At 67.0% G+C, this 12,323-nt stretch carries 12 protein-coding genes; 4 read left to right on the plus strand and 8 right to left on the minus strand.

The genetic code is table 11. The annotated features are described in order from the left end of the window. Positions 1-12 precede the first annotated feature (12 nt). Positions 13-1,116, minus strand: a complete 1,104-nt coding sequence (locus LC039_RS05485; RefSeq protein WP_226622052.1) for an ABC transporter ATP-binding protein — start codon at positions 1,114-1,116, stop codon at positions 13-15. Positions 1,117-1,668: 552 nt separating this feature from the next. On the opposite strand from LC039_RS05485, the gene argE reads away from it, so the two are divergent. Next, entirely contained in the window at positions 1,669-2,832 is a 1,164-nt protein-coding gene (gene argE / locus LC039_RS05490) for an acetylornithine deacetylase (RefSeq protein WP_226622053.1), read from the plus strand. Between the two features lie 112 nt (positions 2,833-2,944). Here argE and LC039_RS05495 read toward each other — a convergent pair whose 3' ends face one another. Beyond that, on the minus strand, positions 2,945-3,478 hold the full coding sequence (locus LC039_RS05495; protein ID WP_226622054.1) for a L,D-transpeptidase family protein: 534 nt from the start codon (positions 3,476-3,478) through the stop codon (positions 2,945-2,947). Further along, positions 3,475-4,566 carry a GTP cyclohydrolase II gene (gene ribA, locus LC039_RS05500; protein WP_226622055.1) on the minus strand — a complete coding sequence of 364 codons (1,092 nt, stop codon included), beginning with the start codon at positions 4,564-4,566 and terminating at the stop codon, positions 3,475-3,477. The genes LC039_RS05495 and ribA overlap by 4 nt, the downstream gene beginning before the upstream one ends. A gap of 202 nt (positions 4,567-4,768) precedes the next feature. Here ribA and LC039_RS05505 point away from each other — a divergent pair, with 202 nt between their 5' ends. Next, on the plus strand, positions 4,769-5,455 hold the full coding sequence (locus LC039_RS05505) for a response regulator transcription factor (RefSeq protein ID WP_066101966.1): 687 nt from the start codon (positions 4,769-4,771) through the stop codon (positions 5,453-5,455). Positions 5,456-6,040: 585 nt separating this feature from the next. Beyond that, the gene (locus tag LC039_RS05510) at positions 6,041-6,793 is read left to right on the plus strand and encodes a hypothetical protein (RefSeq protein WP_226622056.1); all 753 of its coding nucleotides are present in this window, start codon (positions 6,041-6,043) and stop codon (positions 6,791-6,793) included. 124 nt (positions 6,794-6,917) lie between these two features. Here LC039_RS05510 and pnp read toward each other — a convergent pair whose 3' ends face one another. From pnp to LC039_RS05525, 3 genes are all read right to left on the minus strand, one after another. Continuing rightward, positions 6,918-9,059 (minus strand): polyribonucleotide nucleotidyltransferase, encoded by a 2,142-nt coding sequence (pnp, locus tag LC039_RS05515; protein ID WP_226622057.1) that lies wholly within the window; start codon positions 9,057-9,059, stop codon positions 6,918-6,920. A gap of 274 nt (positions 9,060-9,333) precedes the next feature. Beyond that, complete coding sequence (gene rpsO, locus LC039_RS05520; RefSeq protein WP_194136326.1) at positions 9,334-9,603, minus strand: 30S ribosomal protein S15; 270 nt, start codon at positions 9,601-9,603, stop codon at positions 9,334-9,336. A gap of 152 nt (positions 9,604-9,755) precedes the next feature. Beyond that, on the minus strand, positions 9,756-10,289 hold the full coding sequence (locus LC039_RS05525) for a DUF1643 domain-containing protein (RefSeq protein ID WP_319003705.1): 534 nt from the start codon (positions 10,287-10,289) through the stop codon (positions 9,756-9,758). 92 nt (positions 10,290-10,381) lie between these two features. Here LC039_RS05525 and LC039_RS05530 point away from each other — a divergent pair, with 92 nt between their 5' ends. Beyond that, the gene (locus LC039_RS05530) at positions 10,382-11,353 is read left to right on the plus strand and encodes a threonine/serine dehydratase (RefSeq protein WP_226622058.1); all 972 of its coding nucleotides are present in this window, start codon (positions 10,382-10,384) and stop codon (positions 11,351-11,353) included. A 102-nt stretch (positions 11,354-11,455) separates the two neighbouring features. On the opposite strand, the gene LC039_RS05535 is transcribed toward LC039_RS05530, so the two are convergent. Both LC039_RS05535 and LC039_RS05540 read right to left on the minus strand, forming a co-directional pair. Beyond that, entirely contained in the window at positions 11,456-11,644 is a 189-nt protein-coding gene (locus tag LC039_RS05535) for a Trm112 family protein (protein ID WP_226622384.1), read from the minus strand. Positions 11,645-11,655: 11 nt separating this feature from the next. After that, positions 11,656-12,300, minus strand: a complete 645-nt coding sequence (locus LC039_RS05540) for an LON peptidase substrate-binding domain-containing protein (protein ID WP_226622059.1) — start codon at positions 12,298-12,300, stop codon at positions 11,656-11,658. Positions 12,301-12,323 lie beyond the last annotated feature (23 nt).

A 12,323-nucleotide genomic window follows, 5' to 3' on the forward strand; every position in this document is an offset into this window, starting at 1 on the left:
GGCAGATTCTCGTCAGTTGGCGTCGAGCGCCCGGCAATCCTCGGGCAGCCAACCGATCTCGATCTCGCTGCCGGGGGTCAGGCGCACCTGGTCGGGCGCGTTGCGGGTCTTGATGACGAACTCGCGGTTGCCGGCCACTTCCAGCCGGGTGCGGAAGATGTCGCCCATGTAGATGAACTCGAGCACCTTGGCCTTGAGCGTATGGGCGCCCTCCTGCAGGCGCTCCTTGTTGTACTCGACCCGCTCCGGGCGGATCGACACGCGGGTGCGCTCGCCGACCTTGGTCACGTTGACCGGCTTGGCGTCGATCACCTCGCCGCCGTCGAGCTTGACCACGCAGTGGTCGCCCTTGATCTCGGCCACGGTGCCTTCGAGCGTGTTGTTCTCGCCGATGAACTGCGCCACGAAACTGTTCTCGGGCTGCTCGTAGAGCTGGTCCGGCGGCGCAAGCTGCTGGATGCGACCGTCGTTGAACACGGCAACGCGGTCCGACATGGTCAATGCCTCGGTCTGGTCGTGCGTCACGTAGACCACGGTGATCCCGAGGCGGTGCGCCAGGTCGGTGATCTCGAACTGCATCTTCTCGCGCAGCTGCTTGTCGAGCGCGCCGAGCGGCTCGTCCATCAGCACCAGCTCGGGCTCGAACACCAGCGCGCGCGCCAGCGCGATCCGCTGCTGCTGACCGCCCGAAAGCTGCGCCGGGCGGCGGCCGCCAAAGGCGCCCATCTCGACCATGTCGAGCGCCCGCTTGACCTTGGCCTCGCGGTCCGACTTGCCGATCTTGCGCACCTCGAGCGGGAAGCTGAGGTTCTCGGCGACGGTCATGTGTGGAAACAGCGCGTAGTTCTGGAAGACCATCCCGATGCCGCGCTTGTGAGGCGGGATGTTGTTGATCGAGACGCCGTCGAGCTTGATCTCGCCGTGGGTGGCGGTCTCGAACCCTGCCAGCATCATCAGGCAGGTGGTCTTGCCCGAGCCGGACGGCCCGAGCATGGTCAGGAACTCGCCCTTGGGCAGGCTCAGGTTCAGGTCTTTGACGACAAGGGTCTCGCCATCGTAGCTTTTTTGCACGCGCTCAAAGGCGACAAACGCGTCGCTTGTCCCGGTATCTTGCAAATCCGGCTCCCCGTTTTGTGTTCCGCGGATTTTTCTCCGCTGTCTTGAGAGGAATAGAACGCGTCCGGACCCGCGTTGCAACCGTGTTGCCGCCTTTGCGAAGAGATTCGCGGCACCGCAGAACCTTCGGGCACAAATGCGTCCTTTTGCGGTGAAAAATCGTCATGATACAATTCTGAAAAGGCGGATGTCCTGCGGCTTCCGCCGCGTGATGCCCGCGGAATTTCCCGGACCGACGCTGCATTTTGCCGCAGAATCGTCGCTCCGGCGCGCGCAGCAGGGTCGCAATCGCTCATTTTGTCAGCAACTGCGGAGAAATGCGCCGGGCTCGCATGACATCACGGAAGCCACCTCGCTTACCGCGTGTTGCGCCCCTGAAAATGCGCTCATCTGGAGCGGCCAGGCGTAGGTCCGGGCGCCGCAGCCCGCAAACCCGCCCCGGACCCATAGGAAACGCCATGTCCCGAACCGCTCCCGATCCGCGCCCGCGTCCCGACACCCCGGCTCCAGAAGATGTTTGCGCCAGCGCGCGCCGCTGCTAAGTCTGGCCGCATGAGCCATCTTCTGCCCGCCACCGAGGAGCACCTGAAGCACCTCATCGCCTGCCCCACGGTCTCGAGCGAGAGCAACCTCGCGATGATGGCCATGATGGGCGACTACCTCGATCACCTCGGGGCCAAGGTCGAGATCTTGCGCGATGCGACCGGCACCAAGGCCAATATGTTCGCCACGCTTGGTCCGGACATTCCCGGCGGCGTGGTGCTCTCGGGCCATTCCGACGTGGTGCCGGTGACCGACCAGGACTGGAGCAGCGACCCCTTCACCCTGGTGGAGCGCGACGATCACCTCTACGGCCGCGGCACCTGCGACATGAAAGGCTTCATCGCCGCCGCGCTGGCGCTGGCCGAGCCGGTCTCGAAGATGGCCCTGCGCCGCCCGCTGCACCTGTGCTTCACCCATGACGAGGAGGTCGGCTGCCTCGGCGCCCGCGCGCTGGTGCCCGAGCTGCAGCGGCTCGGCTACGCGCCGCGCATGGCGATCATCGGCGAGCCCACCGGCATGCGGCTGATCGAGGGGCACAAGGGCTGCTGCGAATACACCACCCGCTTCCACGGGCTAGAAGGCCACGGCTCGGCGCCCGACCGCGGCGTGAACGCGGTGCTCTACGCGCTGCGCTACACCCAGCGCCTGATGGAAATGGCCGAGCTGCTGAAGGCCCGGGCGCCCGCCTCGAGCCGCTTTGACCCGCCCTGGACCACGGTGAACGTCGGCCGCCTCGCCGGCGGCGTCGCGCACAACGTCATCCCCGGCAAGGCCGAGATCGAATGGGAGATGCGCCCGGTGCAGCCCGGCGACGCCGAAATGGTCAAGGAAGCGCTGGAGCATTGCATCGAGCACGAACTGCTGCCCGCCATGCGCGCCGTGCACCCCGAGGCCGAGATCACCACCGAGGTGATCGGCGAGGTCGCGGGGCTCATGCCGATGGAGGACAACGCGGCGCGTGACCTGATTTCCCGCCTCACCGGGATCAATGCCGCCGACGTGGTGCCCTTCGGCACCGAGGCCGGGCTTTTCCAGCAGATGGGCATGTCGGTGGTGGTCTGCGGCCCCGGCGAGATCGCCCAGGCCCACAAGCCCGACGAGTTCGTCACCCGCGGCCAGCTGGCGCAATGTCTCGGCCTGCTCGAAGGCGTCGCCCACAGCCTCGCCGCCTGACCCGCGATCGCCGCTCGCCCCGTCGTCCAGACGAAAATATCCCACGGGGGTGCGGGGGTGTGAAACCCCCCCCGCTCCACGGGCACGGGTCTGCGCCCCTGCGCCTGCCCGCTCAACCGGCGCGCCAGCCGTCCAGCGGCTCCGGCACCACCAGCCGCGCGCCCGGCAGCAGCCGCCCGGCGATCTCGCGCAGGTCTTCGGGCGCAAAGCCGACGCAGCCCGCCGTCGGGTAGCCCGGCCGCCGCCACTGGTGCAGGAAGATCGCCGAGCCGCGGCCCGGCTCGGCCTCGGGCCAGTTCCAGTCGGTGATCAGCACCAGGTCATAAAGCGGGTCCGCCCGGCGCATCGCCTCGTGGCTCGACGCGAAGGGCACGCGCACCAGTTGGTTGTAGGCCGGCGAGGCGACATCGTCGCACCAGAGATCACCCAGCCCGATCGGCTCGGCCCAGAAAGCCGGGCGCGTCATGCGGTCCGGCCGGTAGAGCATGGCCACCACACGGTGCACCCCGACCGGCGTCGCCCCGTCGCCCTCGCGCTTGTCGGCCCGCACGCCGCCGCGTCCGATGACGCAAGGCCACGTCCGCCCGGCGAAACGCAGACCGGCGCGAGTGAGAACCAGATCGCCCGAGGAGACTGCGCCGCTCACAGCAGATGCCCCGACTTCTCGGCCTTGGTGGCGAGGTAGCGCTCGTTGTAGGTGTTCAGCCCGACCTTCAGCGGCACGCGCTCGGCGACGGTGATGCCGCAGCGCTCCATCATCGCGATCTTGCTGGGGTTGTTGGTCAGCAGGCGCACCGCGCCGAAGCCCATCTTGCGCAGGATCTCGGCACCGAGACGGAAGTCGCGCTCGTCGTCCTCGAAGCCCAGCCGGTGGTTCGCCTCGACCGTGTCGAAGCCCTGGTCCTGCAGCGCGTAGGCGCGCATCTTGTTGGCTAGGCCGATGCCCCGCCCTTCCTGGTTGAGATAGAGCAGCACCCCGGCCCCCTCGGCCCCCATCTGCGCCAGCGCCGCGTTGAGTTGCGGGCCACAGTCGCATTTCAGAGAGCCCAGCAGATCGCCGGTGAAACAGGCCGAGTGCAACCGCGACAGCACAGGCTTGGAACGGTCGGGGCGACCGATCTCGATGGCATAGTGCTCGTCCGAGCCATCCTCGGGTCGGAAGATGTGCAGACGGGCATTCTGCGCCGCGCGCAGCGGCACCTTGGCCGAGACCACGTGGTCGAGCCGCGCCAGGGTGAGCATGTAGGGGCCGGCCGGGTCGGCCTCGACCACGGTAAGCATCTCGCCCTGCGCAAAGCCTTCGGGATCCTCCAGAGGCAGGATCAGCGCGGCGGGCAGCAGCCGCGCCGATTTGACCAGGGTGATCGCCAGCCGGTGCAGCCCGGTGTCGCCGCCGCGGCGGGTGGCCAGCGGACCCTTCATCGGCTTGGCGAGATCATCCGCCGGATCGGCGATCGACTGCACCCAGTCGAGCCCCGCGTCGCCGGGCAGGATCACCCGCGCCAGGTCGCCGTCATAGGCCCGCGCCTTCAGCGTCTCGGCGCGGCGCGCGGTGATCGCCAGGTCGAGCTCGCCCGGCAGCGCCCGCAGCACCGCCAGCCGCGCCGCCGAGACCGTCTCTGCCGCGACAACCAGCGCACCGCCCGCCTGCGCCTTCAGCACCACGGGCACCCCCATCCGCAGGTCGGCACGGGCACGGGCGAGCAATTCTCCGAGATCGGGCGCGAGGGACATGGGCGTCTTCCTGTCTGGGCCACGGCAGGCCGGGCGAATGGTACACCCGGGCCAGCCTGCCCGGGAAGGCGCTGAAACAAAGCACCTTCGATGCTGTAACAAAAGCCGCCGCGTAACACGAGAGCGTGAGAAGCCTGCAGCAAAACTTGTTTGTACACCCGGCCTCTTACATGTGAACCACGACACGAAGACGGAGAGGCACATGGCCCAGATCAAGAACATCCTGCTGGTGGACGACGACGACGACCTGCGCGAGGCGCTGGCCGAGCAGCTGGTCATGACCGAGGATTTCGAGGTATTCGAGGCCGAGACCGGCGCCGCCGCCATGGCGCGGGCGAAGGAACAGGTCTACGATCTGCTGATCCTCGACGTCGGCCTGCCCGACACCGACGGCCGCGAGCTCTGCAAGTTGATGCGCAAGCAGGGGGTGAAATCGCCGATCCTCATGCTGACCGGCCATGACACCGACGCCGACACGATCCTCGGCCTCGACGCGGGCGCGAACGATTATGTCACCAAGCCTTTCAAGTTCCCGGTGCTGCTGGCCCGCATCCGCGCCCAGCTGCGCCAGCACGAGCAGTCCGAGGACGCGGTCTTCACCGTCGGCCCCTATACGTTCAAGCCGTCCATGAAGCTGCTGGTGACCGAGGACGACCGCAAGATCCGCCTGACCGAGAAAGAGACGAACATCCTCAAGTTCCTCTACCGCTCGACCGAAGGCGTGGTGCCGCGCGAGATCCTGCTGCACGAGGTCTGGGGTTACAACGCCGGGGTCACCACCCACACGCTCGAGACCCACATCTATCGCCTGCGGCAGAAAATTGAGCCCGATCCTTCGAACGCCCGTATTTTGGTCACGGAATCCGGGGGTTATAGGCTCGTTGCCTGATCAACTGGCGGAAATGTCACGTCATAGCGGTTTTTCGCCAATCACGATCTGCTCGCCCATTGGTTGACACTGTACTTGGTGATATCCTGACCTAGCCTTTCGGATAGGCGGCATTTCCGGATCAGGCCCCAAGAGTTCCCGTTGCATGTGCGGGTCATCACATGCACCTCCCTGTTGGACTGGGCCGGGCCTCGTGCCCGGCCTCTTTTTTCCGGCGTCTTTCCGGCGTGCATCACCGAAAAGTTCATGCCGAAGTTGCACTTACCGAACACGCCGCACAGCGCGGATGATCCCTCCCAGCAGGCACAGCCCATCCCACGCGCCCGGACCCCGGCATCCCCTCCGAGGCCCGATGCGCGCTCAAACCCTTGTCGTGTTTGTTCCGTGAGTGGTGGCACGACGGCTTGCTCTTCCGATTTGCAGGCGAAATCGTTAAAAAAACAGAAACGAGGGAGAGATTCCCCCGCCACCCATGGTGAATCCCCCCGCAGCTTGCCGTTGACGCAACACGTGATAGAAGCCCGGCGCTCCTGCCGGAAAGGACTCAGTTTGACCGACACGCCCCGACGTCTCGAACATCCGAACATGAACGCGCAGCTTCTGCACTGGTGGATGCGCGACTACGATCATGTCTTCGTGGTGCTCAACCCCTTCTTCCGGGTGCCCGGCTTCACGCCGGAAACCACCGCCTGGGGACCGCTGCGCAGCGAGGCGACGACTCCGCAGGAACTGGAAGCGCTGCTCGAGAGCCTTGGCGGCCCGCAACCCGACCAGGCCCCCGACGCCTTCGACGAGATCATCAAGACCACCGGCCAGCCGGTGCGCTGGGACATGATCGCCCAGGCGCTCGGCGTGAGCGATTTCCGGCATTTCGCGCGGACGGTCTGGCTCTGGGTGATCGGCGCCGAGCCGCCGGACCTCGACGCCACGCTGGTCTCGCGGATCGCCCGGCACTGCCGCACCGAGGGGCTCTACAAGCCTGAGGAGGACTGGCTGCCGCTGGTGCTCGAACCGATGCTGATTCCCTACCTCGAGGCGCTCGGCCTCGACGAGGTCACGCTCTGGGACGAGACCCGCACCTCCTCGCTGGACTGCCCGATCGAAGCCTTCCACCGCGACGAGGCGCCCGTGGCGCTGATGGATGCGCCGATCTCGGCGGTCTCGGCGCCGGGGCTGCTGCTGAGCTGGTCGCAGGATCAGGTGACCGGCCTGCTCGCGATCACCGAGGAGGTGCGCCAGAAGGCCGATCCCGGTCGCTTCCTCGAAGGCTTCTGGGCCGGCGCGGGCACCTCGTCTCTGGTGCTGGATCAGCCGCGCGCCCCTGCCCTGCTGCACTGAGCCCTGCTGCACTGAGCGTCCGCCCGCGCTCGACAGGGCACTACAAAACAGGACGCCGCAAAGCAAAACGCCCCGACCGAAAGGCCGGGGCGTTCGCATTTTCAGACGTGGCCGAGGCCGCGGATCACTCCGCGGTCTCTTCCTTCTTCTCCGCCGAGATTTCCTCGCCGGTTTCCTGGTCGACCATCTTCATGGCGAGGCGCACCTTGCCGCGGTCGTCGAAGCCGAGCAGCTTCACGTAGACTTCCTGGCCTTCCTTCAGCACATCCGACGGATGGTTCAGGCGGCGGTTCTCGATCTGGCTGACGTGCACCAGGCCGTCGCGCTTGCCGAAGAAGTTCACGAAGGCGCCGAAATCGACGATCTTCACGACCTTGCCCTTGTAGATCGCGCCCTCTTCCGGCTCCGCCACGATCGAGTAGATCATGTCGTAGGCCTTCTGGATGGCTTCGCCGTTGGCCGAGGCGATCTTGATCACGCCATCGTCGTTGATGTCGACCTTGGCGCCCGACACTTCGACGATCTCGCGGATCACCTTGCCGCCCGAGCCGATCACTTCACGGATCTTGTCGGTCGGGATCTGCATGGTCTCGATGCGCGGTGCGTGGACCGAGAAATCGCTGGCCTCGGTGAGCGCCTTGGCCATCTCGCCGAGGATGTGCATCCGGCCGTCCTTGGCCTGTGCCAGGGCCTGCTTCATGATCTCGGGGGTGATGCCCGCGACCTTGATGTCCATCTGCAGCGAGGTGATGCCGTTCTCGGTGCCTGCGACCTTGAAGTCCATGTCGCCGAGGTGGTCCTCGTCGCCGAGGATGTCGGTCAGGACCGCATACTCACCGTCGTCTTCCAGCACGAGGCCCATGGCCACACCGGCCACCGGCGCCTTCAGCGGAACGCCCGCATCCATCATCGACAGCGAGCCGCCGCAGACGGAGGCCATCGAGGACGAACCGTTGGATTCGGTGATCTCGGACACCACGCGGATGGTGTAGGGGAAGTCGGTCGGGGCGGGCAGCACGGCCTGCAGCGCGCGCCATGCCAGCTTGCCGTGGCCGATTTCGCGGCGACCCGGCGAGCCAACGCGGCCCACTTCACCAACCGAGTACGGCGGGAAGTTGTAGTGCAGCAGGAAGTTGCTGCGGAAGTTGCCGTGCAGCGCGTCGATGATCTGCTCGTCGTCGCCGGTGCCCAGCGTGGTCACGACCAGCGCCTGCGTCTCACCGCGGGTGAACAGCGACGAGCCGTGGGTGCGCGGCAGAACCGAGGTTTCCGACACGATCGGGCGGACCTGGTCGAGCGCGCGGCCGTCGATGCGGCGCTTGTTCTTCACCACGTCCGAGCGCAGCACGACCGACTCGAGCTTCTTGATCGCCGAACCGAGGTTCGCGTCTTCGAGCTGTTCTTCGCTCAACTGTGCCTTGATCTCTTCCTTCACGCCAGCGACGGCGGCGACGCGCGCCTGCTTGTCGGTGATCGCGTAGGCGTCCTTCATCTTGGCTTCGCCAAGACCCTTCACCACGTCGAACAGCTCGGAGTAATCCGGTGCCTGGAAGTCGAAGGGCTCTTTCGCGGCAGATTCGGCCAGATCGATGATCAGATCGACAACCGGCTGGATCTGCTCGTGCGCGAAGGTCACGGCGCCCAGCATCTCTTCTTCGGTCAGCTCGTAAGCTTCCGACTCCACCATCATCACGGCGTCTTTGGTGCCGGCGACGACGAGGTCGAGACGCTGCTCGGGGTTGTTGCGCAGCCCCTGCATGTCGTCGACGGTCGGGTTCAGCACGTAGTCGCCGTCGGTGTAGCCGACGCGGCAGCCGGCGATCGGGCCCATGAAGGGCACGCCCGAGATGGTCAGCGCGGCGGACGCGGCGATCATGGCGACGACGTCGGGGTCGTTGACCAGGTCGTGCGACAGCACGGTGCACATCACCAGCACTTCATGCTTGAAGCCGGGGACGAAGAGCGGACGGATCGGACGGTCGATCAGGCGTGCGGTCAGCGTCTCTTTCTCGGTCGGACGCGCCTCGCGCTTGAAGAAGCCACCGGGCACCTTGCCCGCGGCGTAGTATTTTTCCTGGTAGTGAACGGTCAGCGGGAAGAAATCCTGGCCCGGCTTCGGTTCCTTCGCGAAGGTCACGTTGGCCATGACCGAGGTCTCGCCGAGCGTGGCGATGACGGTGCCGTCTGCCTGACGGGCAACCTTGCCGGTCTCGAGGGTGAGGGTTTCCTCGCCCCACTGCATGGATTTCGTCGTTACGTTGAACATGTAGCGTATCCTGTAAGGGAGCACTCCCGGCCCTCCGGGTCTCCCGTTTGCATGGTGGCCCCATTGCCACCGCTCCCTATCCTCTTGCATGTGCCCGGGAGCCAAAGGCGTCACGTCTCAGATGGGGCGCGCATACATGAGAATCCGCCTTTTGGGAAGCAATAAGCGCGGCGCACCCCCGGACAGGCCGGGGCCTGCCACCCGGCGCGAGGCACGAAACGCAAAACGCCCGCTCCAGGGGAGCGGGCGCTGCGAATTCCGTATCCTGAGCGGATCAGCGGCGGATGCCGAGACGCTGGATGAGGTCGGTGTAACGCGCCTCTTCCTTGCCCTTCAGGTAGTCCAGCAGCTTGCGGCGCTGCGCCACGAGCTTCAGAAGGCCACGACGGGAGTGGTTGTCCTTCTTGTGGGTCTTGAAGTGCTCGGTCAGGGTCGAGATGCGGCTGGTGAGGATGGCAACTTGGACTTCGGGCGAACCGGTGTCGCCTTCCTTGGTTGCGAATTCCTTCATCAGGCGGTTCTTTTCTTCAACGGTGATCGACATCGGGGTCTCCTTGAAGGTTAGAGGGATGGCACAAGCCGGGATGTCGTCCAGCAGGGCCCTTGGAGAGCACCGGCCCGCATGGCCGGATGCGCGCGTATAGGGCGATTCAGCCGCAAAGGGAAGCCCGAAGTTCGGGGTGCGGCCAGATGCGGTCAACCGGCGGCGGGACCGTCCGGCCGATGCCAGAGCCGCGGCTGCTGGCGGTAGGCGACGTAGAGCGGGTGCCGTGGATGCCCGTCCTTGGTCAGTCCGAGCACATGCACCGCGCCGGTGAGCTGCGCCGCGATCTCCGCGCCCCGCCCCCTGTGCCCGCCGTGCATCCCCCAGCCCGCCAGCGTCATGCCCGCCTCGGCATGCCAGCGCAGCAGCAACGCGTCGTTCTCCGACCCCACCGGCGCCTCGGCGCGGCGCAGCTCGGCCGGTGTCGGCGCGCGAAAGGCGAAGATATTGGCGATGCGCATGCCGCCGAAGCCCATCGCCTGCGCCCGCCGCTGGCAGCGCTCGATGGTGGGATCGTTGCGCCGCTCGTCGGCGCGGGCGGGATTGAGCATGACCCAGAGCAGGAGCGGCCCCGGCGTTTCCCGCCACACCCGCTCCAGCCCGTAGCGATAGCTGCCACAGGGCGAGTAGAGCGCCCGCGAGCGCGTGCCGTTGTCCTCGTGCCGCCGTTCGATCATGCGGCCCATCTCGCCGCCCCCGCCGCCGCTTGGCAAGCCCGTTGACACGCCCCCCGCCCCGGCACAGGGTCTGGCCGAAACCGACAAGCCGAGGACATCCCATGGACATCTCCCGCATCGAGGCCGCCGCCGGGCGGCTGCAGGGCCACGCCCGCCGCACGCCGCTGCTCTCTTCGCCCTTCCTCGACGAGATCGCCGGGCGCCGCGTGCTGGTGAAGGCGGAATGCCTGCAGCACACCGGCAGCTTCAAGTTCCGCGGCGCCTGGTCGGCGCTCTCGGCGCTCGATCCGGAGGTCCGGGCCAAGGGAGTGATCGCCTTCTCCTCGGGCAACCACGCGCAGGGCATCGCGGCGGCGGCCAAGGGCTTCGGCGTTCCGGCGGTGATCATCATGCCCGCCGACGCCCCCGCCGCGAAGGTCGCGGGCACCAGGGGGCTGGGCGCCGAGGTGGTGCCCTATGACCGCGAGACCGAAGACCGCGACGCGCTCGGCGCCAAGCTGGCGGCGGAGCGGGGTCTCACGCTGGTCAAACCCTTCGACGAGCCCGAGGTGATCGCCGGGCAGGGCACCTGCGGGCTCGAGATCGCCGAGCAGGCCGCCGAGGCCGGCGTGACCGAGGCCGATGTGCTGGTCTGCTGCGGCGGCGGCGGGCTGACCTCTGGCATCGCGCTGGCGCTCGAGGCCAAGGCCCCCGGCCTGCGCGTGCGCCCGGCCGAGCCCGAGGGGTTCGACGACGTGAAACGCTCGCTCGCCGCGGGCACCATCCAGCGCAACCCGGCCCTGGGCGGCAATATCTGCGACGCCATCGTCACGCCGCAGCCGGGCAACCTCACCTTCCCGATCATGCACAGGCTCTGCGGCCCCGGCCTCGCCGTCTCCGAGGAGGAGGCGCTGAAGGCCATGCAACTCGCCGTCCGGCACCTGAAGATCGTCGCCGAGCCCGGCGGCGCGGTGGCCCTTGCCTCGGCGCTCTTCCGCAAGGAGGAGATCGCCGGCGACGCGGTGATCTGCACCGTCTCGGGCGGCAACGTCGATCCCGCGATCCTTGCCCGCGCCCTCGCGTTGGATATCTGAAAGGGAACGGGCGCGGCCCTGACCGGACCGCGCCCTTCTTCTCTTTTCAAATACGCCGGGGAGCGCGAGGGGCTGGCCCCTCGCACCCTGCGATGCCGCCGCTCAGTCGTTGAGCCGCCGCGCCTCGTCGATCAGCATCACCGGGATGCCGTCGCGGATCGGAAAGGCCAGCCCCGCGCCCTTGCTGAGCAGTTCCTGGCGGTCGGCATCGTACTCGAGCACCGCGTGGGTCACCGGGCAGACCAGGGCCTCGAGCATGTGGCGGTCGAAGGTGATGGTGTCTTCGGTCATGGGATCGGGGCTCATTGGATCAGGTCCTCTTCTCCGCCGCGCAGGGCAAACTCGATCAGCGTCACAAGAGTCTCGCGGCGCGACTCCAGCCGCGGCGCTTCCAGCAGCGCCTGCTTCTCCTCGGGGGCGAAGTCCAGCAGCATCGAGAGCGAGTTGATCAGCAGCTCGTCCTCGGCATCCTTCAGCGTGTCCCAGTCGGCGGAGAGGCCGCGCGCGTCGAAGTAGCGGTCCAGAAGCTTCAGGAAGGCGCCCCGGTTGAACGTGTCATCGCAATCGGCGTGCGGGTCGAGATCGTGCTCGAACCCCTCCCAGCTGACCTTGCAGCGGCGGTAGGGGGTGAAGCCCTCGACCTCCTCGATGACCCGGAACCGCGACAGCCCCGAGAGCGTGATCATGTAGCGCCCGTCCTCGGTCTCCGAGAACTGCGTGACCCGCCCGGCGCAGCCGATGCGCTGCAAGGGCGGCTTGTCACTGTCCCCATTGCCCGCGGGCTGCACCATGCCGATCAGCCGCGCATCGCTCTTGAGCGCATCGTCGAGCATCGCCAGGTAGCGCGGCTCGAAGATGTGCAGCGGCAGGCGCGAGCGCGGCAGCAGCAGGGCACCGGGAAGTGGGAAAACCGGGATGATCCCCGGAAGATCGGTTCGTCTCACCATGACCTGCGAGCTAGGGCGCATCG

The sequence above is a fragment of the Alloyangia pacifica genome (genome assembly GCF_020524285.1).
GTDB lineage: Bacteria > Pseudomonadota > Alphaproteobacteria > Rhodobacterales > Rhodobacteraceae > Salipiger > Salipiger pacificus_B.

Bases quoted from the DNA above. Each gene is read 5' to 3' on its own strand.
- argE (WP_226622053.1), top strand. From the start codon at position 1,669: ATGAGCCATCTTCTGCCCGCCACCGAGGAGCACCTGAAGCACCTCATC.
- ribA (WP_226622055.1), bottom strand. From the start codon at position 4,566: ATGTCCCTCGCGCCCGATCTCGGAGAATTGCTCGCCCGTGCCCGTGCC.
- LC039_RS05505 (WP_066101966.1), top strand. From the start codon at position 4,769: ATGGCCCAGATCAAGAACATCCTGCTGGTGGACGACGACGACGACCTG.
- LC039_RS05510 (WP_226622056.1), top strand. From the start codon at position 6,041: ATGAACGCGCAGCTTCTGCACTGGTGGATGCGCGACTACGATCATGTC.
- pnp (WP_226622057.1), bottom strand. From the start codon at position 9,059: ATGTTCAACGTAACGACGAAATCCATGCAGTGGGGCGAGGAAACCCTC.
- rpsO (WP_194136326.1), bottom strand. From the start codon at position 9,603: ATGTCGATCACCGTTGAAGAAAAGAACCGCCTGATGAAGGAATTCGCA.
- LC039_RS05525 (WP_319003705.1), bottom strand. From the start codon at position 10,289: ATGGGCCGCATGATCGAACGGCGGCACGAGGACAACGGCACGCGCTCG.
- LC039_RS05530 (WP_226622058.1), top strand. From the start codon at position 10,382: ATGGACATCTCCCGCATCGAGGCCGCCGCCGGGCGGCTGCAGGGCCAC.
- LC039_RS05535 (WP_226622384.1), bottom strand. From the start codon at position 11,644: ATGACCGAAGACACCATCACCTTCGACCGCCACATGCTCGAGGCCCTG.
- LC039_RS05540 (WP_226622059.1), bottom strand. From the start codon at position 12,300: ATGGTGAGACGAACCGATCTTCCGGGGATCATCCCGGTTTTCCCACTT.